The organism is Aquitalea sp. FJL05 (assembly GCF_003852595.1).
GTDB classification, from domain to species: domain Bacteria; phylum Pseudomonadota; class Gammaproteobacteria; order Burkholderiales; family Chromobacteriaceae; genus Aquitalea; species Aquitalea aquatilis.
The window spans coordinates 117632-142370 of record NZ_QAJS01000005.1; the positions used below are offsets into that span (position 1 = coordinate 117632).

Consider the following 24739-nt stretch of genomic DNA (forward strand, 5'->3'; position numbering starts at 1 on the left):
AATGGTAAAATCACGGCTTCGATCGAAAATGATTGCCTCTGTCAAGGATATCCGCTAGCCATGATGACTCTTTATTCTGGAATTACCTGCCCCTTCAGCCAACGTTGCCGTATCGTGTTGTATGAAAAGGGAATGGATTTCGAGATCATCGATGTGGACATTCACAACAAGCCGGAAGACCTGGCTGTGATGAATCCCTACAACGAAGTGCCGGTACTGGTAGAGCGCGACCTGATCCTGCACGAATCCAATATCATCAACGAATACATCGACGAGCGTTTCCCGCATCCGCAGCTGATGCCGGCTGATCCGGTCATGCGCGCTCGTGCCCGTCTGTTCCTGCACCGTTTCGAGAACGAGCTGTTCTGCAATGTGAAAGTGCTGGAAGCCGGCGCTACCGGCAAGGAAGCGACCAAGGCGCGTGAAGCCATCCGTGACGGCCTGACCACCATCGCCCCGGTTTTTGCCAAGCAAAAGTTCATGCTGGGTGATGACTTCTCCATGATCGATGTGGCCATTGCCCCGCTGATGTGGCGTCTGGAGCATTACAACATCGACCTGGGCAAACATGCTGCGCCCATCCTCAAGTACGCGGAACGCATTTTCCAGCGCCAGTCTTTCATTGACTCGCTGACCCCGTCCGAAAAGGCCATGCGCAAGTAAGGGATGACCATGAGCGCCAGCACCAAGCCTTACATGATCCGTGCCCTGTATGAATGGTGTACGGATAATGGCCATACGCCGTTTCTGGTGGTGTGGGTGGACGAGCACGCCGATGTCCCGCGCGAGTACGTGAAGAACAACGAAATCGTGTTGAATATTGCAGCTGGGGCCACCCAGAATCTGCGCATCGACAATGAATGGGTGTCTTTTTCCGCACGTTTTGCCGGAGTATCACGGGATATCTGGGTGCCTGTCGGCAATGTGATGTCGATTTTTGCCCGGGAAACCGGCGAAGGCATGGGCTTCGAGGTTGAGTTGGGTAGTACGCCCGAGGCGCCGGCGCTGGCTCCTGTGGTGGCCAGTGAGTCCGAGCCGGAAGACGGCAAGACGGATGAGCCGGCAGTGCCCCGCCCCAGCGGCAGGCCCAGCTTGCGTATCGTCAAGTAAGGCCGCAGATGTACCATGAAAAACCGGGACGCGTTCCCGGTTTTTTTATTGCTACTTGCTCACCATCTGTGCCTGTAGCAGCGGAATGCCCGTGGTTTCCTGCAGGGGATTGCCATGCAGCCTGACTTGGTTCTTGCCCTGTGCCTTGGCATCGTACAAGGCCATGTCGGCCAGCTGGTAAAGCTTGGAAAAACTATTGCCATCACTGGGGTAGCAGGCAATGCCACAAGAGAAGGTAGAAGAAAATTCCACTCCTTCCACCTTGTAGCGTAAATCGGAAAAACGGCGGCGCAGCAGTTCAAGGCGCATCCAGCCATTACGCTGGTCGGCCGCGGGCAATACCACGATAAATTCCTCGCCGCCCAGCCGGCAAACGATATCAGCCTGACGGCAATGGCGGCGCAGCAGGTCGGCTAGTGCGCACAGTACCTGGTCGCCGGCCATGTGGCCGAAGCGGTCGTTGACGCCTTTGAAATTGTCCAGGTCAATCAGGGCAAAAGTCAGTGGCTGTTGTTCCCGCTCGGCCCGGCTGATTTCCCGGCCTAGCGTTTCCTCAAGATAGCGTCTGTTGTAGAGGCCGGTCAGCGGGTCGTGCAGGGCCTGTTCGCGCAGGGTGTCTTGCAGGGTCTCGATTTCGTCGATACGCGTTTTCAGCTGCATATAGGCCTGATGCAAGGCCTCCTCGGCCAGACGCTGGCGTGAGATATCGCGCAGTACCAGCAGGCGGCCACCGAGGGTGACACCCGACTCTCTGATGGGAAATGCCCGGACTTCCAGAATGGAGCGTGAACCGGGGCCGTTCAGTTCCACTTGATGGGCACCATCCTGATCGGCGACCGCGACCAGTGCGGCAAGCTGCAGCGGCTGACCACATAGCACCGCCGCCGGCTTGCCAAACAGATTGGCGGCCGCCGGGTTGATGTCGAGAATCGTCTTGTTGGGGTCAATCACCAGGATGCCGTCACCCATGGCGTTGAAGGCATTGCCGCGAGCAATGGGTACGACATACAGCATGCGCAGATAGAGCAGGTCAAAGGCAAACACCATACCGGTGATGGCAAAGCACAAGGGTGTAGGGTCCAGCCCACGTAGCGGGATGTTGCCCGACAGATAGAGCAGATTGCCGACCCAGGGGATGATGGCCCCCAGCATCAGGATCAGCGACTGGCCGCGGTAGTGGGGTGGGTAAAAGTGCAGGGTCCGCAGTAATAGCAAGGAGCCCAGTAGCATCATCAGGTAGGAAAAGCCGGCAACCAGCAGCCAGAACAGCGGGCCATGATTGAAGATAAGCAGGTTGTGACCCGATGGTGAGACCTGAAAACTGCTCCAGATCAAGCCGTGCTGCTCATTGCTGATTGCCAGGCCAAAACTGAGCAAGGGGATGACGAATAGCATGGCGATGCTGCGCAGGCGGAGTGCCTTGTCCAGCTGGTTGTAATCTGCCGCCAGCAGGAAAAACAGCGCTGGCGCCGTGAGCGTGCCCAGGTATTCCACCTTGGACCAGAAAATTTTCTCGCGCAGCAAGGATGATGACAATTCCAGCATGGCACCGCCAGCCCATACCGTCACCGCCAGCATCAGCCAGGCCAGCCAGCTGGCCCCTGTGACCTGGCGTCGTTCCCAAGCCAGGATGCCGATGGTGGCCGCACTCAGTGCAGCCAGGCCGGCAGTCGCTGAAATGGTAGTGAAAACAAAAGACATGTGCTTCTCTATGCAATGTGACTATGCCGTCGGCAATATTCCAGTGTAACCCTTGTCAGAGAAGTTTCATTCACATTTTTACGTCTCTAGGTATAATTACGGCACTCCCGAGGAGCGCTGCGAGGTCAATCCCCAGGCTCGGGCTTCTTGCAAACGGCGCTCACCTGACTAAACTCCGTGCCGAAGCCGGAATAGCGGGTGAGCCGCGTTCTGGCCGGCGTGTAAAAGGACTTTGCACGATGGCTGAATTCACCGATTTCCATGTAGCCGACATCAACCTTGCCGCCTGGGGGCGCAAGGAACTGGCGATTGCCGAAACCGAAATGCCCGGACTGATGGCGCTGCGCGAAGAGTTCGCGCACCAGAAGCCGCTGCGTGGCGCGCGCATTGCCGGTTCGCTGCACATGACCATCCAGACTGGCGTGCTGATCGAAACCCTGGTTGAACTGGGTGCCGATGTACGCTGGGCTTCCTGCAATATCTTCTCCACCCAGGACCACGCCGCCGCCGCCATTGCCGCTGCCAATATCCCGGTGTTTGCCTTCAAGGGCGAGAGCCTGGACGAGTACTGGGAGTTCTCGCACAAGATCTTCGAATGGCCGGCCGGTCAGGAAGCCAACATGATTCTGGACGATGGCGGCGACGCCACCTTGTTGCTGATGCTGGGCAGCAAGGCCGAACAGGATCGCAGCGTGATCAGCCACCCGGCCAATGAAGAAGAAACCGCGTTGTTTGCCGCCATTGCCCGTTATCTGGAAGTGGATCCGCACTGGTACTCCAAGCGTCTGCCGCACATCCAGGGCGTGACCGAAGAAACCACCACCGGTGTGCATCGCCTGTACCAGATGCAAAAGGAAGGCCGTCTGCCTTTCCCGGCATTCAATGTGAACGACTCGGTCACCAAGTCCAAGTTCGACAATCTGTATGGCTGCCGCGAATCGCTGGTGGATGGCATCAAGCGTGCCACCGACGTGATGATCGCCGGCAAGGTCGCCGTGGTGCTGGGTTATGGCGATGTGGGCAAGGGCTGCGCCCAGAGCCTGCGTGGCCTGGGTGCCACGGTATGGGTAACCGAAGTGGACCCGATCTGCGCGCTGCAAGCTGCCATGGAAGGCTACCGCGTGGTACGCATGGATGATGTGGCCGACCAGGGCGACATCTTTGTCACCACCACCGGTAATGTGTCGGTCATTACCCACGAGCACATGGTTCGCATGCGCAACAACGCCATCGTGTGCAATATCGGCCACTTCGACAGCGAAATCGAAGTCGCCAGCCTGCGCCAATACCAGTGGGACAATATCAAGCCGCAGGTAGACCACATCATCTTCCCGGCCCAAGGCAATGAACCGGCCAAGCGCATCATCCTGCTGGCCGAAGGCCGTCTGGTGAACCTGGGCTGCGCCACCGGTCACCCCAGCTTCGTGATGTCCAACTCCTTCACCAACCAGGTGCTGGCGCAGATGGAAATCTTCCAGCACGGTGAAAAGTACGGCAAGGAAGTGTATGTGCTGCCCAAGCATCTGGACGAAAAAGTGGCCCGCCTGCATCTGAAACGCATCGGTGCCAATCTGACCGAGCTGTCGGATGAGCAGGCCGCCTACATCAGCGTGCCCAAGCAGGGCCCTTATAAGCCGGCGCACTATCGTTATTGATACGGGCAAGTAAGGCGAACGGACAGGGCAGGGTAGAATGCACCTGTCCGTTTTTTTATCCGCTGGCGTCAGTGCGCCGGTGTAGCCGCAGCAGACAAGCCTGCCGCCACGAGCAGGGACAGAGACGATCATGAGTGAACAGAAAAAAACCTTCAGCTTTGAGTTTTTCCCGCCCAAGACCCCAGAAGGCGTGGCCAAGCTGCGTACCACCCGCCAGCAACTGGCGCAGTTCAAGCCGCAATTCTTCTCGGTGACCTTTGGTGCTGGCGGCACCACCCGCGATGGCACCCTGTCCACCGTGCTGGAAATCCGCAGCGAAGGCCATGCTGCCGCGCCACACCTGTCGTGTATTGGTTCGACCCGGGAAAACATCAGCGCGATTCTCAACGAATACCGTAACCACGGTATCCGCCACATTGTGGCGCTGCGCGGTGACATGCCTTCCGGCATGGTAGCTGCTGGCGAATTCCGCTATGCCAACGAGCTGGTGGAGTTCATTCGCAGCGAGCACGGCGACCATTTCCATATCGAAGTGGCGGCCTACCCGGAATTCCATCCCCAGTCTAAGTCGGCCGAGGATGACCTGAACAATTTCGTGCGCAAGGTCAAGGCCGGTGCCAATTCGGCCATGACCCAGTACTTCTTCAATGCCGATGCCTACTTCCGCTTCGTCGACGAAGCGCAGGCACGCGGGGTGGATATTCCCATCGTGCCGGGCATCATGCCGATCGCCAATTTTGGCCAGCTGTGCCGTTTTTCCGATATGTGCGGGGCCGAAGTGCCGCGCTGGCTGCGTCAGCGCATGCAGTCCTACTATGACGACACGGCCTCCATCCGCGCCCTGGGCCTGGATGTGGTGACCGAATTGTGCGACCGCCTGCTGGCCAATGGCGCGCCCGGCCTGCATTTCTATACCTTGAACCAGGCTGGCCTGGTGTCCACCGTATGGCAACGGCTGGGTTTGTAAAGCGCGCAGCCCTGTCATGAACAAGCCCGGCATCGCCGGGCTTTTTTCATGGTTGCAAGTCGTGGTAGGTGCGCTTGGGTGCTGCGCTCAGTTTTTGGTATTGGCCATTTCCACCCGGTTGCGACCACGGTGTTTGGCCAGGTAGAGCGCTTGGTCAGCGTTGCGCATCAGCTGGTGTTCCGACTGTGGCGGCACCTCCAGACTGGCCACGCCGATACTGATGGTGACCCGGTCGCCGGCACTGCTCTGACGATGGGCAATGGCCAGTTGCCAGACCGCCAGGCGAATGGCTTCTGCCAGTGCGACAGCTGCCGTGGCCAGGTAGCCCGGCAGCAGGACCGCGAATTCCTCTCCCCCGACCCGGGCTGCCAGATTGGCCGCTGCGGGCAGGTGTAGCTGTATGCATTGCGCCACCTGGCGCAGACACTGATCGCCCGCCAGATGCCCGTAGCTGTCATTGAATTGCTTGAAATAATCGATATCGATCTGTAATACGCTCAGCGCCTGGCCTTCGCTGCGGGCCGCATTGAAGCACAGGCCGAGCTGTTCGTCGAAATAGCGTCGGTTGGCGATGCCGGTCAGCCCGTCGCTAAAGGCCATGCGGGCCAGATCGGCATTGGCGGCGCGCAGCTGCTGTTGGGTCTGGCTGAGTGCTTGCAACTGCTGGCGGCGGATGATGGTATTGGCCAGTGTTTCGCCCAGCAGGCGGGCCTGTTGCTGCTCCTTGCCCTGCCAGTGACGCGGGCTGCTGACCATGTCGCAGCCGAACAGGCCTACCGGGCGGCCCATGTGATCGATGCGCAGCATGAACAGGCTTTGTATCCGGTGTTCTTCCAGTTCCTGGCGTTCCAGCATGGCGTTGTCCGGCAGTGCGTCCAGGGTGTCCAGCGACAGCAGGCCATGGTCTTGCAATTGCTGGCAGGCCCAGCGGCGGCGCAGCATGCTCTGGCCTTGCAGCAAGTGGGTGGTGGGCTGGATGCCGGAGGCACACCATTCGTGCACGGTATTGACCAGCCAGTCATCGGCAAAGCTGATCAGATAACAGCGCTCCACCTGCATGAAGTGACCGATCTCGCCCAGCGCCATCCGGGTAGCCTGATCGATGTCATGCAGCGGGATATTGATGAAGCGGGTGGAAATGCCGGCAATCAGCTGCTGAAAATTGAGCAGCTGATTCAGTTCGCCTGTGCGCTCTGTCACCAGGCCGGCCAACTGATCGCGATGGCTGGCCAGTTCGTTTTCGATGCGCTGGCGTGCCTGCAGGTGGTGGCTGATATTGTTGCTCATGCTGCGGAAAGCCTGGGCCAGTTCGCTCAGTTCATTGTCGATCTGGCCATGCTGCTGGCCGGGAAGTAGCGGTGGCAGCTGCATGCCTGGTTGATAGTTGCGCACGATTTCTGCCATGCCTTGTAGCGGGCGTACCAGGCGGCGGTTGAACAGCAGCCACAGCAGCAGGGCCAGGCCGAAGGAGCCCAGCAGGAAAGCCAGGGTCGCGCTGGCCACTTCCTGGCGCATGGCGCTGTAGATGTGCTGGCGGGATACCGTCAGCTGCAGGTTGCCAATCGCCTCCGTGCTGTGTGGCGAGCGCAGGGGCAACTGGTACTGGCCGCTATTGTCCTGCCCCTGCTGTTCTGGGTTGTCATAGCGCAAGGACTGGCCCAGCTCGGTGCGCAGCGCCACGCTCTGTACGCCGGGGATCTGGGCGATCAGCCGTAACTGCAGCTGGATGGCCGGGATGTCCACATCCCAGGCGCTCTGGCTCAACAGCGGCAGGTAGAGGCGCGATACCGTGGCCGGTATGGCATCCATCTGCTGCTGGCCGTTGTGCCATACCAGCGCAGCTTTCAGGCCGGTCACCACCGCTCCGAACAGCAAGGTATACAGCAGCAGCTGCCAGATCAGCTGGCGGGTGAGTCTGCGGGTCGGCATGTGCCAGCTCCTAAGGCCTGTTAACGCTATTTTTTCACGGCGGCGGTGGTTGAGGGGAGGTGATGCGCGGAACACCGCAGGCCGCAGGGTAATCCCTGCCAGCAGGGTTTGGCAAAGCCGTGTGCAGCGCAAGCTGGCATTGCCCAGCTTCCTGGGTCTGCATCACCGAATACCGAACATGAACAGACCCTAGTCCAGCACCGTGCTGAAGCGAAAGTTGTAGTGCCGCAGGGCCGGGTTGGCCACTTTGCTGAACTGCTTGAAACGGATGCTGCTGAAATCATTATCGGCAAAGCGCTGCTGAAAGCGCAGGGCCTGTGTGGCGGAAATGGCGCTGAACACGGCAGCTTGTAGCAGCAGGCCTTCGTCGGCAAAGTCGTGGCCGTGCTGATAGTCGTACAGTAGCACCAGACTCCAGGCTCCGGTCATGAAGTGGCCGGCTGCCAGCGCGCTGAGCCGGCCTTGCTGGCGTTCGTGCATGGCTTGCTGCGAGTTGTTGATGGCGCTGAGCAGCACTTCGCGGCCGGCCTGCTTGCCGCCGCGACGGATGGCTTCTTCCAGGCCAAAGGCCATTTCGTCATTGGCGGCCCACACCAGATTGATCTGCGGATAGCGCTGCAGCAGCCATAGTCCCTGCTGCATGGCACGCTGGCGCTCCCATTCGCCATAGACCAGCTGCGTCAGCCTGGCTTCCGGATGTGCCGCCAGTACGCGCTGGGCAGCGGCGACGCGCTCGGTCGAGGCCGGGGTAGCGTGATCGCCGGCCATCATCAGCACATGCAGTGGTGTCCCGGCGGGAAAGTGCCGGCGGCCCTGTGCCAGCAGCTCTTGCATGGTGAGCGCACCGGCCTTGGCATTGTCCGGAGCCAGCGAGCCCAGCCAGTGCTTCAGTCTTTGCCGTGGCTGACCGCTGTTTTGTAACTGGGTCGGCGTGAGTTGGTTGAAGCTGAGAAAGCAGGGGATGCCGGCCTGATCAGCCAGCGAGAGCATGGCCGGGCCGGTCAGTTTTTCGTTGACCAGCAGCAGGTAGTCCGGTTTGTGCCGGCGCTGGGTGACAGCGCGGGTCAAGTTGACCATCTGCAATGGATCGCGTTCGGCGTACAGCACCTCCAGCTGAATATCCAGTTGCTGTGCAGCCGCCTGCATGGCGCGCGTTGCACTGAGCCAATACGCTTCGTCATGGTGCCCCGGCGAAATGAAAGTGACTGAAAACGCCCATGCCGTGCTGTGCAACATTATTGCAACAGCAAGGAGCAGGCGGTGCAGTCGTTTGATCACGGTCATACCGGGGCCTTTGCTTATTCCTCCAGGATATATCGGATGGCGCAGCGACTCAGGCAGGCATTCCGGCTCACAGACTTCTGAGCTGGCTGAGCGGTAGCGAAGTCGTGCGCTTGATCTCTTTCAGGACAAAGCTGGATTTCACATCTTCCACGCCTTGCTGTTGTAGCAGCTCATCCATGACAAAGCGCGAGAAATGTTCCAGATCTTCAAAATAAACTTGCAGCAGATAGTCCATTTCCCCGGTCATTGCAAAGCAATTGATGACTTCCGGCCAACGCTGGACAGCATCAATGAAACTTTGCACATGCGTATTGCCACGCTTCTCCAGCACGACACGGACGTAGGCTTGCAAACCCAGGCCGATTTTGGCCGGATCGAGCAAGGCGACATATTGGCGGATGACGCCGGACTCCTCCAGTTGCTTGAGACGTCTCAGGCAAGGTGAGGGAGAGAGGGCGACTCTTTCCGCAAGCTCCACATTGGTCAACCTGCCATTGAGCTGCAGCTCCGACAGGATGCGCAAGTCTGTCTTATCTAGCGTAAGACTTGGCATGTAAACTCCTCTGATTTGAATTTTTTGAAATTATATTTCTAGTTATTGTTTGTCTGGGGAATGTTTGCAAGAAAATTGCCAGGCATTTTCCCTAGAATAAATAGCCTAACCCGGACATTTTACACGGTGGCGCGAGATCACTGGATAATGTCGGCAAAGATAGAGGAGAGCCTCGGTGAGACACACACAATCGTGCCGCCGGGGAAAGGCGACCGCGCTGGCTGTCGCACGGCATGGTCCATCCCACCGGTACCCTCTGCCACATCTGGCCTGTTGCGGCTGGTCTGTTGCGTGCGTCGCCGCCCTGCGGTGGCTGCCTGCTGACCTGCCAATACGCTGTCCACCTCTCCGCTTTGTCCATTGTCCCCCGCATTGACTCCTGCTGCCGTGACTGGCCGGTTGTGACCCTTGCCGTATTGCACATCAGCCATGGCGCCCGGCTTGCGATCCAGGTCTGCGCTGCCAATGGATAAAGAGGAGAAATGATGAAAATGGAAGCACTGCTGCAAAACCCGCTGGCGACCGACGGCTTCGAGTTTGTCGAGTACACCGCCCCCACTGCGCAAGGTATTGCCGAGTTGCGCCAGCTGTTCCTGTCGCTGGGTTTTATCGAAGTCGCCCGCCATCGCAGCAAGAATGTCAGCCTGTACCGTCAGGGCGACATCAATTTCATCCTGAATGGCGAACCGTCCCAGCCGGCCAATGAGTTTGGCAAGGTGCACGGCCCGTCGGCCTGTGCCATGGCCTGGCGCGTCAAGGACGCTGCCAAAGCCTATGAATATGCGCTGGCCCATGGTGCCAAGCCCTATGTGCGGCCCATCGGCATGATGGAACTGAATATCCCGGCGGTGGAGGGAATCGGTGGTTCGGCGCTGTACTTTGTCGACCGCTATGGCTCGTCGCACAATATTTATGATGTCGATTTCCTGCCGCTGGACGGTGTGGACCAGCACCCGGCTGGTGTCGGCCTGTATGAAATCGACCATCTCACCCACAATGTTTTCCGCGGCAATATGGCGAAATGGGCTGGTTTCTACGAAGGCATCGCTAATTTCCGCGAAATCCGCTACTTCGATATCGAAGGCAAGCTGACCGGCCTGGTGTCCAAGGCCATGACCAGCCCCTGCGGCAAGATCCGCATTCCCATCAATGAATCGTCCGACGACAAGAGCCAGATCGAGGAATTCCTGCGCGAATACCACGGCGAAGGCATCCAGCATATCGCCCTGACCACTCGCGACATCTACCAGACGGTGGAAACGCTGAAAGCCGCCGGTACCCGCTTCCTGGATACGCCGGACACCTATTACGACAAGGTGGATAGCCGTGTCGCCGGCCATGGTGAAGACCTGGCCCGCCTGCGCCGCAACAGCATCCTGATCGATGGCGCACCGGTAGAGGGCGCAGGCATTCTGCTGCAGATATTTACCGAAACCGTCATCGGGCCGATTTTCTTCGAAATCATCCAGCGCAAGGGCAATGAAGGTTTTGGCGAGGGCAACTTCCGTGCCCTATTCGAATCCATCGAAGAAGACCAGATCCGTCGTGGCGTGTTGAAGGCCGACTGAACCGGACAGTGACTGCGCGGCGCACAGCCTTGTACTGCGCGCCGCCCCGCTAAATCGATAGCCTGCGGCGCTTGTTGCGCCATAGGGCAAGGAATGGCCCATGCGCAAATGGATAAGTTTCCCGCACCGGGAAGGGACAATTTCCCGTCAGGCCCATGCCGATCTGCCGGCCGAGGGCATTTATGAACGCGAAGTCGGGCGCAGCGGTTTTTTCGGCCCGGCTACCCATCTGCATCACAAGCACCCGCCCACCGGCTGGTCGGCCTGGGAAGGGCCGCTCAAGCCACGCGCCTTTGATCTGAACGAACTACCCAAAGAAACGGCCGCCCCGTGGAGCGCGCCGCTGGTCTTGCATAACAGCCAGTGCCAGTTGCGTATCTGGACTTGCAGCCAGGCGATGACCCAGTTGTTTCGCAATGGCGATGGTGACGACCTGCTGTTTATCCATGCCGGCAGCGGCGAGCTGTTTTGCGACTACGGCCATCTGAGCTATCGCGATGGCGATTACATCCTGATTCCGCGTTCCACCAGCTGGCGCATCGAGCCGGCCGACACCACCACCATGCTGCTGATCGAAGCCAGCAACGGTGCCTACCAGCTGCCGGACAAGGGGCTGGTGGGGCCGCATGCCATTTTCGACGAGGCCATGCTGGATGTGCCGGCCATCGACGATGCCTTCAAGGCGCAGCAGACCGAGGATGAATGGCAGGTGGTGATCAAGCGCCTGAATGCGCTATCTACGGTGACCTACCCATTCAACCCGCTGGATGCCATCGGCTGGCACGGCAATATCGCGGTGGCCCGCATCAACTGGCGCGACATCCGGCCGCTGATGAGCCATCGCTATCATCTGCCGCCGTCGGCACACAGCACTTTTGTGGCAGATGGTTTTGTGGTCTGCACCTTTGTGCCGCGTCCCATCGAGTCCGACCCTGGCGCGTTGAAAGTGCCGTTCTATCACAACAACGACGACTACGACGAAGTCATCTTCTATCACGCTGGCGACTTTTTCAGCCGCGACAATATTAAGCCCGGCATGCTCACCTTCCACCCGGCCGGCTTTACCCATGGCCCGCATCCCAAGGCCTTTGCCAAGGCCATGAGCGAGCCCAAGAAATTCACCGACGAAGTGGCGGTGATGATAGACACCCGCAGCGCACTGGAGCAGGGCCCTGGCCTGCCAGCGGTAGAGTGGGCCGGCTATGTTGATAGCTGGAAGCCCAAGGCCTGAGCCTGCACCACGTTTGCGCGACGACAGGCCGCTACCGAGCGGCCTGACAACTGAAAGAACACACCGATGAAACTTGCCACCTACCGCAATCACACCCGCGATGGCCAGCTGATGGTCGTCAGCCGCGACCTCGCCCGCGCCATCGCCGTACCGCATATCGCCGCCAGCCTGCAAGCCGCGCTGGATGACTGGAACCGCTGTGAGCCGGCCTTGCAGGAAGTCTATGCTGCACTGAACCAGGGGCCGGTCAACGGCGCTGTCGATTTCGACCAGGCCGCCTGCCACAGTCCCTTGCCCCGTGCCTACCAGTGGGCCGATGGCAGCGCCTATCTCAATCATGTGGAGCTGGTGCGCAAGGCGCGCGGCGCCGAAGTGCCGGCCAGTTTTTACCATGACCCGCTGATGTATCAGGGCGGCTCGGATGCCTTCTTGCCGCCGCAGGCGGCTATTCCACTGGCCGATGTCAGCTGGGGGCTGGATTTCGAGGGCGAAGTGGCGGTGATTACCGATGACGTGCCGCTGGGCGCGACTGCCGCACAGTGCGCCAGCCATATCCGCCTGCTGATGCTGGTGAACGATGTCACCCTGCGCAACCTGATTCCGGCTGAACTGGCCAAGGGCTTTGGCTTCTTCCAGAGCAAGCCGGCCACCGCCTTTTCGCCGGTGGCGGTGACACCGGACGAGCTGGGCGCGGCCTGGCAGGACAGCAAGGTGCATCTGCCACTACGGGTGGAATACAACGGCGCGTTGTACGGCCAGCCGCAGTGTGGCGTGGAAATGCAGTTCAGCTTTGCCCAGCTGGTGGCGCACGTCGCTAAGACGCGTGAGCTGGTGGCAGGCTCCATTATCGGTTCCGGTACCATTTCCAATCACGACCGCGCCACTGGCTCCTGCTGCCTGGCCGAGCAGCGCATGATCGAGATCATCGAAGCGGGCGAAGCGAGCACGCCCTTCATGCAAGTGGGGGACCATGTGCTTATCGAAATGCTGGATGCCAGCGGCCAGTCCATTTTCGGCCGTATCGATCAGAAAGTGATCGCGCATGACTGAGCGTGTGCTGTATGGCTACTACCGCTCCAGCGCGGCCTACCGGGTGCGTATCGCGCTCAATCTCAAAGGCCTGCAATACCGCCAGCAGCCGGTCAATCTGCTCAAGGGCGAGCAGCGCGATCCGGCCTATCTGGCGCTTAACCCGCAAGGCCTGGTGCCGGCGCTGCTGGATAATGGCCAGCTGCTGACCCAGTCGCTGGCCATCTGCGAATATCTGGACGAAGCCTATCCGGATACTCTGGCGCTGCTACCTGCCGGGCTGACGGAGCGTGCCCGCGTGCGTGCACTGGTGCTCAGCATCTGCGCCGATATCCACCCGCTGCACAACGCCCGCGTCCTCAAGTATCTGGAGGCCGAACTGGGCCAGGACGAGGCGCAGAAAAACCAATGGATACGCCACTGGATCGCCACTGGTTTTACTGCGCTGGAGCAGCAACTAGCCGCACAGCCGGCCAGCTATGCCTGCGCTGAGCAGCCCGGCCTGCTGGATGTCTGCCTGGTGCCGCAGGTGTTTGCCGCACGGCGTTTCGGTGTGGATCTGGCAGCTTTCCCGCATATCGTGCGGGTGGATGCCGCCTTGAATGCGCTGCCAGCGGTACTGGCGGCGCACCCGGCGCAGCAGGCGGATGCGGTGTAGTGGTTGTGATCCGGCCGGCCCTGAGCCGGCTTTTTTGCGTATAGGGCAGGCAAGGTAAAATCGGCGCTATTTGTGCTGTTTTTGAAAAAAATCTTGACGCGACCAGCCGGCTCTGATTAAATGCGTGGCTCTGATGACGCGAAAGCGTAGCAGTGATGGCCAGTTAGCTCAGTTGGTAGAGCAGCGGATTGAAAATCCGCGTGTCCGTGGTTCGATTCCGCGACTGGCCACCAACATCACCGCAGCTGTCAGACGGCCAGTTAGCTCAGTTGGTAGAGCAGCGGATTGAAAATCCGCGTGTCCGTGGTTCGATTCCGCGACTGGCCACCAGAATACAAAAAAAGCCAAGCTTACAGCTTGGCTTTTTTGCATTGGTACAGCGCGCTTGGTGTAGTCCTGCGGCTACATGGTGGCAGGTGTAAAATGGCGAGCTCCCACTACAAGCGGAGTTTTGCCGTGTACCGTTTCATCGCCTCCGACCTGGACGGCACCCTGCTGGATGAACACCACGCCGTCAACGCGCTCACCGCGCAAACCCTGCAACAGCTGGAGGCACAAGGCCTGCGTTTTGCCCTGGCCACTGGCCGCCATTATCTGGATGTGAAGGGCATACGCGATGCGCTGGGGATTTCCGCCTATCTGATCAGCTCCAACGGTGCCCGCGTGCATGATGCGCAAAACCGGCTGATCCATAGCGCCAACCTCGACCCCGCCATCGTCCGTCGCATTGCTCAGCCGGAATTTGCCGCCGGCACCATACTCAATTTCTATCTGGACGATGCCTGGCTGATTGATCAGCCCTACCAGTATCTGCTCGACCTGCATGCCGATTCCGGCCTGCATTACCAGATCGAGGCGCTGCATCAGCATGATGGGGCTGGTGTCGGCAAGGTGCTGTATATCGCCGATCATGGCCACTTGCTGACGGTGGAGGCCAAGCTGCATGCTGCGCTGGGGGATTCGGCCTATATCACCTTCTCGGCCGACAACTGTCTGGAAGTGATGGCGCCGGGTGTCTCCAAAGGCCACGCCTTGCGGTTGGTGCTGGACGAACTGGGCATCAGCCCGGCTGACTGTCTGGCGTTTGGCGATGGGCAAAACGATATCGAACTGCTGCAGACGGCTGGTCATCCACGGGTGATGGCCAATGCCCACCCGCGGCTGGCCTCGCAGCTGCCGCAGGCGGCCACGGTGGCCAGCAATGTCGAATCCGGCGTTGCGCTGCATCTGCGCCAGCTGTTCGCCTTGTAAGCGTTCACCTTCTGCGCCATCGGCGCAGCATGAAAAAGGGCTGCCAGTGGCAGCCCTTTTGTGTTGCAGATAAGCGAATCAGCCTTGCAGCGCCTGTGCCAGTACGGTGGCCTGGTCGCCAACCACCAGATGCCATACGCCCGGCTGGGTCTGCACGCAGGCCACCACGCCGGCTTGCTGTGCCGCTGCCTGATCAAATACCGCAGCCTGTTTCAGCTCGACACGCAGGCGGGTGTGGGCGATGGCTTCCACCTTTTGCACATTGCCACGGCCACCCAGTGCAGCCAGCACGGTTGCGGCAGTGGCGGCCACTTGCGGATCGGCGGCCACGCTGGCCGGCGCAGCAGCTGCGCTGACAGCAGCGGCAGGGCTGGCACTGGCTGCGGCGGCCGGCAGTTCGGCATCGTCACCAGCGGTTTTCAGGTAAATCTCCATATCGGTTTTCAGGTTTTCCGATTGCGGTCCGAAAATGGCCTGAATGCCGCTACCCACCTGCACCACACCGGATGCGCCCATGGCCTTGAGCTTGGCCTGGTCAACCTGCGCCGGGTTCTTCACTGCAATGCGCAGACGGGTGATGCAGGCGTCCAGATTGCTGATGTTGCTGCGCCCCCCAAAGGCCAGCACCAGTGCGCGTGCACGCTGGTCTTCGCTGACTGCGGCCTGTGCTTCGCCGCTTTCATCTTCGCGACCCGGGGTTTTCAGGTTGAACTTGAGGATGACGAAGCGGAACACGCTGTAATAGATGACGGCGTAGATCGGGCCGAGGATGAACACATACCAGGCGTGATGCGACTTGTTGCCGATCAGGTTGAACATCAGGAAGTCGATGCCACCTTGCGAGAAGGTAAAGCCCATGTGCATGTCCAGCGTATTGGCGACGAACTGCGCCGATGCCGCCAGGCAGGCATGGATGAAATACAGCACCGGAGCCACGAACAGGAAGGCAAATTCGATGGGTTCGGTAATACCGGTCAGGAAAGAGGTGAGGGCGGCGGAAACCATGATGCCGCCTACTTTTACCCGGTTTTCCGGCTTGGCCGTGTGCCAGATGGCAATGGCAGCAGCCGGCAGGCCGAACATCTTGAACAGGAAGGCGCCAGACAGCACGCCTGCGGTCGGGTCACCGGCAAAGAAGCGGTTGATGTCGCCGTGGATGTGCTTGCCGCTGGCATCGACGAAGTCGCCCATTTCAAAGAAGAAGGGCACGTTCCAGATGTGGTGCAGGCCAAACGGAATCAGCAGACGCTCGACGAAACCATAGACGGTGGCAGCCGTGCGCGGGTCGCTGACGGCGGCCCACTGCGAGAAGCTCTTGATCGCGCCGCCAATGGGAGGCCACACAAAGGACAGCGCCGCGCCCAGCACGATGGCCGCCACGGCAGTGACGATGGGTACAAAGCGCTTGCCGGCAAAAAAGCCCAGATACTGTGGCAGATTGATCCGGTAGTACTTGTTGAACATATAGGCAGCCAGACCACCGGCCAGAATGCCGCCGAACACGCCGGTCTGGATGGAGGGCATGCCCATGATGGTGTCGGGTTTCACGCCCATCAGCCCGGCCATTACCCCCAGCGTGGTGGTCATTACCAGGAAGCCGATGGTGGCGGCAATGGCGGCCACGCCGTCGTTTTCGGTAAAGCCCAGTGCCACACCCACGGCAAAGATCAGCGGCAGGTTGCCGAAGATGACGTCGCCGGCGTTTTTCATCAGCGACAGGATGGCCAGCAGCACGGTGCTCTGGGTGTGGAAATCGGTGGCGCCAATACCCAGCAGCAGGCCTGCCACCGGCAATACGGCTACCGGCAGCATCAGCGCTTTGCCGATTTTCTGCAGAAAAGCGAAGGATTGATCAAACATGATAGTGATTCCTGCGTAATGCTCCCAGCCGCCGGGCGGCGGGAGCCAGCACCGTCCGGACAAGCCGGACGGCAGGTTTCATTGCGCTTAACGCGCCTGTTGCGCCAGATGGCTGCGCACTTCTGCCACGGTGGAGAGTGCCAGCACCTGTTGTGCCAGTGCGCGGCATTCGTCCATGCTCCAGCGCGCCAGCGTGGCCTTGACCGTCGCCACTGACGGCGTGCTGACCGACAGCTCGGACACGCCCAGGCCAACCAGTACCGGTGCGGCACGTTCGTCCGAGGCCAGGCCACCGCAGACGCCCACCCACTTGCCGTGGGCGCGCGCGCCGTCGCAGGTCATGGCAATCATGGCCAGCACGCCCGGATGCAGCGCGTCGGCCTGTTTGGCCAGTTGCGGGTGGCCACGGTCCATCGCCAGTACGTACTGGGTGAGGTCGTTGGTGCCGATGGAGAAGAAGTCCACTTCTGGGGCAAAGCGCCCAGCCAGAATGGCGGCGGACGGTACTTCCACCATGATGCCCACCTTGACGTCGGTGTGACCGCTGGCGGCTTGTTCTTCCGCCAGAATCGCCTTGGCGGCGCGCAGCTCGTCCAGCGACGCCACCATGGGGAACATGATGTGCAGGCGGGTCAGCGGCGCGGCTTGCAGAATGGCGCGCAGCTGGGTGCGCAGCAGATCGGGGCGATCCAGGCTGACACGGATGCCGCGCAGGCCGAGGAAGGGGTTGTCTTCCTTGGGCAGCGGCAGATAGGACAGCGGCTTGTCGCCACCCACATCCAGCGTGCGCACGACCAGCGGGCGCTCACTGCCCAGTTCGCGCGCCACAGCGCAGTATTCGGCAGCCTGCTCGGCTTCGGACGGTGCGGTGTCGCGGTTGTCGAACAGGAATTCCGAGCGCAGCAGGCCCACGCCTTCGGCACCGGCCTTGACGGCTTCGCGCGCATCAGCGGCGTTGCGGATATTGGCGACGACTTCGATACGGCTGCCATCGCTGGTTTGACCCGGTTGCTGCGACATGGCCTGTTCGGCGGCGCGACGCTCGGCCAGACGGGCGATGGCGGCTTCTGCTTCCACCTTTTCGGCTGTCGTAGGGGCAATATTCAGGGTACCGGCGCTGCCGTCCAGAATCACCTCACGGCCATCTTGCAGTGCCAGCGCGGCCTGTGAAATGCCGCAGATGGCGGGAATGCCCAGCGAACGGGCCAGAATGGCCACATGGCTGGTCGCCCCACCAGTACGGGTGCAGAAGCCCAGTACTTTGCTTGGGTCCAGCGCGGCGGTGTCGGACGGGGCCAGGTCTTCGGCAATCAGGATGGAGCCAGCAGGAACATCCAGCTCGCTCTGTTTCACGCCGGCCAGCAAGGCCAGCACGCGGCGGCCCACGTCGCGGATGTCGTTGGCGCGTTCACGCAGCAGGGCATTGTCCTGTGCTTCCAGACGGGCGGAATAGGCGCTGAAGGCAGCACGCCAGGCCCAGGCGGCGGACTTGCCATCGGCCAGGCTGGTGTAGGTCAGGGCCAGCAGGTCCGGGTCTTGCAGCAGTTCCTGATGCATGGACAGGATGGCGCGCTTGGCCTGGTCTTGCAGCTGCGACTTGATGGCCTCGATCTGCTCGGCGGCCTCTTCGGTAGCGCGGGTGAAGTTTTGCTGTTCCACCACGCCGGCGGCACCGGCTTCGGCCACGTCGAATTCCTGCAGGCGATGGTGGAAGATGCGGCCAATGGCGATGCCGGGCGAGGCACCCACGCCAGCCAGCACGCCGGCGCTGTCCTGCTGCACCGGCTGGGCGGCTACCGTGGCGCTGGCTGCGGGGGCTTCGTCCAGGCTTTCGCCGCAACGGTCCAGCAGCAGCTGCGACAGTTCGGCAATGGCGGCGGCGGCATCGCTGCCGGTGGCCACGACCTGTACCTGATCACCGTTTACCGTAGCCAGGCCCATGATGCCGACTACCGATTTGGCATTGGCCCGCTTGTCGCCAAGTTGCAGCTGGATGTCCGCCGCAAAGCGCTTGGCTGCGCTGGCGAATACCGCAGCCGGCCGGGCATGCAGGCCGGCCGGATTGCTGATGGTAATGCTGTCCGAAACGAGGGTTTCACCTTCGGCCTGCTGGGCTGCTTCGGCTGCGCCTTGCCGCTCCAGCGTCATGATGATGCTTTTGCCGGCTTCGACCAGGCCGCTGGCACAGGTGAGTTTTTCGACCACTTCGCCATTGGTGATGATGATCTGGGTGAGCAGGCTTTGCGCGCGGCGCGCCACCAGGTCCAGGTCGAAATCGATCAGCGGCTGTCCCGCCTTGACCTGCTGGCCTTGTTCCACCAGCGGTACAAAGCCTTCTCCCTTGAGCATGACCGTATCGATGCCGATATGTACCAGCACCTCGACGCCGTTGTCCGAGGTAATGGTCAGGGCGTGGTGAGCGGAGTGGATATTGCTGACAGTGCCGCTGACCGGGGCCAGCAGCGAGCAGGAAGTCGGGTCCAGGGAAATGCCGTCACCCACCATTTTTCCGGCGAATACCGGATCGGGGACGGTGTCCAGGGCAACCAGCCACCCGGAAAGGGGGGCCAGAATGTCCAGTCGTGGCGCGGGAGAGCCCATGTGAAACTCCTCAGGAGTTGATTGCAACAGTTATTTTATTACGAGCGATTGTTGGGGCAGGATTAAGCCGCAACTTAGCGTCAAAGGCAAGTGCCTATTCAGCCCGTAGTACGCAAGAATATTGTTATTGCAGGAATAAACCTGTTTTTTTGCAGTGTTGTGTAGGTAGATTGCAACGTTGTTATCATGCCAATATTGTAATTTAGCTACAGTCTTAATGTGAAAGTGGCTTGATGGCCGTCAACAAAATCATCTGCTGTTGCTGCAGCTTTGCCACAGTGTGGCGGGCAGGCGGGGGAGTGCTGTTCGCCCAGAGCACCGCCACTCCAGCATAGCCGGATGCGGGGTGGCGGCAAGGCCTGATGGTCTGGGGTAAGGACAAGTAAAAAGGGGCGATGCGCCGTGTCTGGCGCATCGCCCCTTGCGTGTTGGCGGATGGATCAGGCTTGTTGCTGGCCGGCCGGTTTGTCGCCCAGCAGGAACAGGGCCAGCGAGCTGGTGATCAGGAAAGCAGAGTATTCCCAGCCGCCGCCCTGGTTGGTGAACATCCAGCCATTGGCACCGTGTACCAGGATGATGGTGCCGGCCAGCAGTGGCACCAGCGCCAGTGCGATCCAGCGAGCCTTGAAGCCGACGATCAGCAGCAGGCCGCCTGCCAGTTCAGCCGCCATCGACAGGTAGCCAACGAAGCCGGGCAGGCCCAGGCTGGAGAAAAACTGGGCGGTGCCGGCCGGGCCGAACACGAATAGCTTGGTGGCACCATGTGCCAGATACATCAGGCCCAGCGAAACGCGCAGGATGAGGGCGGACAAAGCGGGAGAGGTGGTATGCATGGTAAGGCTCCTGTAAGGGTGCGCCGCTGGCCATCATTGGCTGGGCGTGTGCTGTGGGAGTATTTGACCATGGGTGTTCGACTGAATAAATATGCTATAAATGAAGATATTGTTTACTGGTGAGAAATTATATGGACAGGTTTTCTGAAATCCGCGCCTTTGTCACCGTCGCCGAACAAGGCAGCTTTGCCGCCGCGGCAGACCGGCTCGACCTGTCGCGCGCCATGGTGACCAAGCTGGTGTCGGCACTGGAAACACGGTTGGGCGTGCGGCTGATGCATCGCACCACGCGCCGGCTGTCACTGACCGAAGCGGGCGAAACCTATCTGGCGCAGGGCGGGGCGCTGCTGGCCGAGCTGGAGGATCTGGATGCACTGCTGTCGCAAGGGGCCAGCAAGGCCAGCGGCCGGTTGCGGGTAACCGCGCCGGTGTCGTTTGGCATGCGCTTTCTGGGTAGTGCCATTGCCGGCTTCCAGCGTCAGCATCCGCAGGTGGAAGTGGAGCTGTCGCTGAATGACCGCAAGGTCGACCTGGTGGAAGAGGGCTTTGACCTGGCCATTCGTGTGTCCAATCTGGCGGATTCCTCGCTGATCGCGCGGCCGCTGGCCAAAGTGCGCGACCGGCTGTGCGCAGCGCCGGACTATCTATTGCGGCGCGGGGTGCCGCAGCATCCGGACGAACTGGCCGGGCACGATTGCCTGCTGTACACCCTGACCAGCCAGCCCACGCTGTGGGATTACCAAGCGCCGGATGGCAGCAGCGGTCGGGTCAAGGTGAAGGGCGGTTTGCGCGCCAATAATGGCGACATCCTCACCAATGCCGCCATCCAGGGCATGGGCATCATCCGCCAGCCGGAATTCCTGTTGCAGCAGGCGCTGGCCGATGGGCGGCTGCAAGTCATCCTGCCGGACTACCAATGGGTGTGTCTGGATGTGTCGGCGGTGTATCCGGTGCGCCGGCATGTGCCGGGCAAGGTACGGGTATTCGTCGATTATCTGGTGGAATTTTTTGCCGAGCAAAAAAATAGCCCGTCAGGTGACGGGCTGTAAGACTGACTGAAAGGGGGGCAGGCTTAGCGGGTCTTAGTGCTTGGCCGGTACGGCTTCCACCTCGGGCAGCACTTCACCGTTCAGCACGCGCTGCATGCGCTCGGTATCCAGTGCTTTTTCCCACTTGGCCACTACCACGGTGGCCACGCCGTTGCCGATCAGGTTGGTGATGGCACGCGCTTCTGACATGAAGCGGTCCACGCCGATCAGCAGTGCCAGGCCTTCCACCGGCAGCTTGCCGCCCAGGGTGGCCAGGGTGGCGGCCAGGGTGATGAAGCCGCCGCCGGTTACTGCCGCCGCGCCCTTGGAGGTGAGCAGCAATACGCCGATGATGCCCAGCTCTTCACCCAGGCTCAGCTGCACATTGGTGGCCTGGGCAATGAAGATGGCGGCCATGGTCAGGTAAATCGAGGTGCCGTCCAGATTGAAGGAATAGCCGGTGGGAATCACCATGCCCACTACCGGTTTGGCGCAGCCCAGGTGTTCCATCTTCTTCATCATGCCCGGCAGGGCGGATTCGGAAGACGAAGTACCCAGCACCAGCACGATTTCTTCCTTGATGAAGGCGAGGAATTTGAAAATGCTGAAGCCGTTGAAGCGGGCAATGGCACCCAGCACGATGAAGACGAAGGCAAAGCAGGTCAGGTAGACACAGGCCATCAAAAAGCCCAGCTGCTTGAGCGAGCCCACGCCATACTTGCCGATGGTAAAGGCCATGGCACCAAAAGCACCGATAGGGGCCAGCTTCATCAGCATGTTGATCACGCCGAACAGGGCGTGGGAAAACTCGTCCAGCATGGCAATCACGGTTTTGCCGCTGCTGCCCATGCGGGTCAGCGCTAGGCCCAGCAATACCGAGAACAGCAGCACCTGCAGGATTTCACCAGTCGCAAATGCGTCCACCACGGTATCCGGGATGATGTGCAGCATGAAGTCCACGGTGTTCATGTCCTTGGCACCAGCGGCAAACTTGGCTACCGACTTGGCATCCAGCGTGTGCGGATCCACGTTCAGGCCGGCACCCGGCTGCAGCAGGTTCACCACCACCAGGCCGATCACCAGCGCCAGTGTGGTGACCACTTCAAAGTACAGCAGTGCCTTGATGCCGACACGGCCCACTTCCTTCATGTCGCCCATCTTGGCAATCCCCACCACCACGGTAGAGAAAATGATGGGCGCAATCATCATCTTGATCAGCTTGATGAAGGCGTCGCCCAGCGGTTTCATCTTGGCGGCGGCCTCCGGATAGAAGGCACCCATCAAGACGCCGATGGTAATGGCAACCAACACCTGAAAGTACAGGCGTGAGTAAAGCGGTGTTCTGGCTTGCATGTCTGGTCTCTTGTTCGCAGATAGTCGGATATCGAGCATTGTGTCGGACTCTATGGGGTCCTGTTATAGGTCGAATCCTAGCAAGCGATTGGTTATAGGCTAATTGCTGATATCCCTAAGCTGGTGTGCCAGGAGCGGCTAACAACAAGCATCGCGTCCCTGATGCAAGGCCCGCCGACGCAGACAGCACAAGGGTAGGGCCAGGAGGTTGCAACGCAGCAGCAGGGTTTTTGCTGGCTGTTCTAAGTGAGCGGCAGATTCCGGCCGGGTGCAGCACTACTTGGCAGTTGCGGTTGTTCGCTACGGATATTTATTGCTGTTATTCTCAATTGTTTATTCAAATGGCAAGATGAACACCCCAGCGTCCAGTATTCATCCAGGCGATGAACTGGCGATGTTCACCGGGCCGTGGCCGACGAGTGTGCTTTACATGCCGCAGCGTGCGCCACTGCAGGTGAGCCAGATGTGTTGTCAAAAAAAAGGAAAATTTCATGAGTCAGGCAGCATGCATTCCTGCGGATGTACGTGAACGTATCCAGAGCCTTGCTTCTCTGCTGTACCAGCAAAACGACCAGCAATGCTTTCCGCTACTGGATGAAGTCAGCAGGCTGGCAGGGGTGGATATGAATGTTACCAGCCAGGTGTTCATGGAATGGCGGATGAGCCAGCGCGCCCATATGGCCCCGCTGCCGCAGGATCTGCCTGCCGAATTCAAGGAGATTGCCGGGCTTGTCCTCGACCGTACCTGGCAGCAGGCGCGACAGTTGGCCAATCAGTATCTGCAGTCGGCACAGGTTGCCTGGGAGGATGACCGGCAAGAATGGCTGGCCGAGCAACGCGATCTGGCCTTGTTATGTGAGCAACAGGCACAGGAGCTGGATGCGCTGCGGCAGCATTTGAGCAAGGTGCTGGGGCTCAATGCACAGCAACAGCAGCCCAACGCGAGTCCGCTTACGGCCGCGGTGCGCGACGTGCTGCAGGATGAGCGGGTACTACAGCTGCAGCAACAACTGGATGACGCGCGCCAAGGTTGGGCGGAGGCTGAGCAGGCTTTGCACCAGATGCGCGAGCAAGCGCAGAGCGCTGCAACGCCGCTCCCGCCGCTAGTGTTGCAGGATGAGCGGGTGCCGGCATTACAACAGGAAGTGGATGCCTTGCGCAGCCAACTGACGCAGTCGGAGCAGGAGGCGGACCTGGCAAAACAGCAGCAGCTGCAAGCACAAGAGGAAGTGGACGAGCTGCAGCACAAGCTGGAGCAAATGCAGGAAGAGCTGCGCACGCTGCGTTCGGACAAGGAAAGCGCCTATCGTGCGGTGGCTAATTTGCGCCAGCAACTGCAGCAACTCAAGCAGATACAGCTGGCGACACCGGAAGAGCAGGCGGAGCGTCTGGAGCGCCTGAAAACGGTGGCCTTCAGTCCCAGCCTGCCCGGCCAGCTGTCGTCTGCCGATGCGGAGCAGGCGGATCAAATATGGAAGGCCCGCTAGCCGCTCAGGCTCAGTGGAACTGGCGGATATAGGAAGCGACGCCGCTGAGCAGCATCTCAATGGAAATGGCCGTCAGCACCAGGCCCATCAACCGTTCCAGCGCGGTAATCGCTTGCTCGCCCAGCAGTTTTTGCAGCCGCCCGGAAAACAGGAACACCACGGTAGTAACCAGCATGCAGATGGTGAGTGCGCCTATCCACTCCAGCATGCGCGCCGGCTCGCGGGTGGACATCAGCAACACCGTGGCCATGGCCGAGGGGCCGGCAATCAGCGGAATGGCAATCGGCACGATGAAGGGCTCGCCATGCATCTTGTCGCTGCCGAACACGCTACCGCCCTCGCTGGGGAAAATCATCTTCAGCGCAATCAGAAACAGGATCACCCCGCCAGCTACCTGCATCGACTGATCAGTCAGGTGCATCACGTCCAGAAAATTGCGGCCAAAGAACATGAAGGTCAGCAAGACCAGAAAAGCGATCAGGCATTCGCGATAGACCACCTTTTTACGCCGTTCCGGTTTGACTTGTTTGAGCGCGCTGATGAACAGCGGGATATTCCCCAGCGGATCGGTAATCAGAATCAGCAAGACCGTGGCGGAAATGAAAGATGTTTGCATGGTGGTGTCGAGGTGTTGGTGGTAG

The 24739-nt window shown here is 60.1% G+C and carries 20 protein-coding genes, 2 tRNA genes and 1 riboswitch; of the genes, 13 read left to right on the forward strand and 9 right to left on the reverse strand.

From position 1 onward, the window contains the following. Positions 1-60: 60 nt before the first annotated feature. Both DBR44_RS04000 and DBR44_RS04005 read left to right on the forward strand, forming a co-directional pair. Positions 61-663 (forward strand): glutathione S-transferase N-terminal domain-containing protein, encoded by a 603-nt coding sequence (locus tag DBR44_RS04000; RefSeq protein ID WP_082693274.1) that lies wholly within the window; start codon positions 61-63, stop codon positions 661-663. A 9-nt stretch (positions 664-672) separates the two neighbouring features. Then, positions 673-1110: a ClpXP protease specificity-enhancing factor gene (locus DBR44_RS04005; protein WP_124642303.1), complete on the forward strand. Its 438-nt coding sequence runs from the start codon at positions 673-675 to the stop codon at positions 1108-1110. Between the two features lie 51 nt (positions 1111-1161). On the opposite strand, the gene DBR44_RS04010 is transcribed toward DBR44_RS04005, so the two are convergent. Then, entirely contained in the window at positions 1162-2811 is a 1650-nt protein-coding gene (locus tag DBR44_RS04010) for a histidine kinase N-terminal 7TM domain-containing protein (protein WP_124642305.1), read from the reverse strand. Between the two features lie 104 nt (positions 2812-2915). Next, a riboswitch (S-adenosyl-L-homocysteine riboswitch) is annotated at positions 2916-2980 on the forward strand. Between the two features lie 70 nt (positions 2981-3050). Between DBR44_RS04010 and ahcY the strand changes: the two genes are divergently transcribed. Next, positions 3051-4466, forward strand: a complete 1416-nt coding sequence (ahcY, locus tag DBR44_RS04015; RefSeq protein ID WP_124642307.1) for an adenosylhomocysteinase — start codon at positions 3051-3053, stop codon at positions 4464-4466. 130 nt (positions 4467-4596) lie between these two features. Continuing rightward, positions 4597-5433, forward strand: coding sequence for a methylenetetrahydrofolate reductase [NAD(P)H] (gene metF, locus DBR44_RS04020; protein WP_124642309.1), 837 nt, complete (start codon positions 4597-4599; stop codon positions 5431-5433). An 87-nt stretch (positions 5434-5520) separates the two neighbouring features. On the opposite strand, the gene DBR44_RS04025 is transcribed toward metF, so the two are convergent. The 3 genes from DBR44_RS04025 to DBR44_RS04035 form a co-directional block, all read right to left on the reverse strand. Beyond that, on the reverse strand, positions 5521-7362 hold the full coding sequence (locus tag DBR44_RS04025) for a GGDEF domain-containing protein (RefSeq protein ID WP_124642311.1): 1842 nt from the start codon (positions 7360-7362) through the stop codon (positions 5521-5523). Positions 7363-7551: 189 nt separating this feature from the next. Continuing rightward, complete coding sequence (locus DBR44_RS04030) at positions 7552-8646, reverse strand: ABC transporter substrate-binding protein (protein WP_124642313.1); 1095 nt, start codon at positions 8644-8646, stop codon at positions 7552-7554. 67 nt (positions 8647-8713) lie between these two features. After that, the gene (locus DBR44_RS04035) at positions 8714-9199 is read right to left on the reverse strand and encodes an Lrp/AsnC family transcriptional regulator (RefSeq protein WP_089085887.1); all 486 of its coding nucleotides are present in this window, start codon (positions 9197-9199) and stop codon (positions 8714-8716) included. Positions 9200-9684: 485 nt separating this feature from the next. Between DBR44_RS04035 and hppD the strand changes: the two genes are divergently transcribed. From hppD to DBR44_RS04070, 7 genes are all read left to right on the forward strand, one after another. Then, positions 9685-10767: a 4-hydroxyphenylpyruvate dioxygenase gene (gene hppD, locus DBR44_RS04040; RefSeq protein WP_124642552.1), complete on the forward strand. Its 1083-nt coding sequence runs from the start codon at positions 9685-9687 to the stop codon at positions 10765-10767. Between the two features lie 100 nt (positions 10768-10867). Then, on the forward strand, positions 10868-11998 hold the full coding sequence (locus DBR44_RS04045; RefSeq protein ID WP_124642315.1) for a homogentisate 1,2-dioxygenase: 1131 nt from the start codon (positions 10868-10870) through the stop codon (positions 11996-11998). 66 nt (positions 11999-12064) lie between these two features. Further along, complete coding sequence (locus DBR44_RS04050; protein ID WP_124642317.1) at positions 12065-13048, forward strand: fumarylacetoacetate hydrolase family protein; 984 nt, start codon at positions 12065-12067, stop codon at positions 13046-13048. After that, positions 13041-13685 carry a maleylacetoacetate isomerase gene (gene maiA / locus DBR44_RS04055; protein WP_124642319.1) on the forward strand — a complete coding sequence of 215 codons (645 nt, stop codon included), beginning with the start codon at positions 13041-13043 and terminating at the stop codon, positions 13683-13685. Before DBR44_RS04050 ends, maiA begins: the two co-directional genes overlap by 8 nt. A 157-nt stretch (positions 13686-13842) precedes the next feature. Further along, positions 13843-13918, forward strand: a tRNA-Phe gene (locus tag DBR44_RS04060). A 21-nt stretch (positions 13919-13939) separates the two neighbouring features. After that, positions 13940-14015: transfer RNA gene (locus DBR44_RS04065), tRNA-Phe, on the forward strand. Positions 14016-14108: 93 nt separating this feature from the next. Beyond that, entirely contained in the window at positions 14109-14936 is an 828-nt protein-coding gene (locus tag DBR44_RS04070; protein WP_199730965.1) for a Cof-type HAD-IIB family hydrolase, read from the forward strand. Positions 14937-15014: 78 nt separating this feature from the next. On the opposite strand, the gene ptsG is transcribed toward DBR44_RS04070, so the two are convergent. From ptsG to DBR44_RS04085, 3 genes are all read right to left on the reverse strand, one after another. Beyond that, positions 15015-16796: a PTS glucose transporter subunit IIBC gene (gene ptsG / locus DBR44_RS04075; RefSeq protein ID WP_124642323.1), complete on the reverse strand. Its 1782-nt coding sequence runs from the start codon at positions 16794-16796 to the stop codon at positions 15015-15017. Positions 16797-16883: 87 nt separating this feature from the next. Beyond that, a complete protein-coding gene (gene ptsP, locus DBR44_RS04080; RefSeq protein WP_124642324.1) occupies positions 16884-19397 on the reverse strand; it encodes a phosphoenolpyruvate--protein phosphotransferase in 2514 nt (837 codons plus the stop codon). Positions 19398-19837: 440 nt separating this feature from the next. Next, complete coding sequence (locus tag DBR44_RS04085; RefSeq protein ID WP_124642326.1) at positions 19838-20230, reverse strand: DoxX family protein; 393 nt, start codon at positions 20228-20230, stop codon at positions 19838-19840. A 131-nt stretch (positions 20231-20361) separates the two neighbouring features. Between DBR44_RS04085 and DBR44_RS04090 the strand changes: the two genes are divergently transcribed. After that, positions 20362-21279: a LysR family transcriptional regulator gene (locus DBR44_RS04090; RefSeq protein WP_124642328.1), complete on the forward strand. Its 918-nt coding sequence runs from the start codon at positions 20362-20364 to the stop codon at positions 21277-21279. 33 nt (positions 21280-21312) lie between these two features. On the opposite strand, the gene DBR44_RS04095 is transcribed toward DBR44_RS04090, so the two are convergent. Beyond that, positions 21313-22611, reverse strand: coding sequence for a dicarboxylate/amino acid:cation symporter (locus DBR44_RS04095; protein WP_124642330.1), 1299 nt, complete (start codon positions 22609-22611; stop codon positions 21313-21315). Positions 22612-23102: 491 nt separating this feature from the next. On the opposite strand from DBR44_RS04095, the gene DBR44_RS04100 reads away from it, so the two are divergent. Next, the gene (locus DBR44_RS04100; RefSeq protein ID WP_124642332.1) at positions 23103-24098 is read left to right on the forward strand and encodes a DNA-binding protein; all 996 of its coding nucleotides are present in this window, start codon (positions 23103-23105) and stop codon (positions 24096-24098) included. A 10-nt stretch (positions 24099-24108) separates the two neighbouring features. Here the strand turns inward: DBR44_RS04100 and DBR44_RS04105 are convergent, their stop codons facing one another. Next, positions 24109-24714, reverse strand: a complete 606-nt coding sequence (locus DBR44_RS04105; RefSeq protein ID WP_103526307.1) for a MarC family protein — start codon at positions 24712-24714, stop codon at positions 24109-24111. Positions 24715-24739 lie beyond the last annotated feature (25 nt).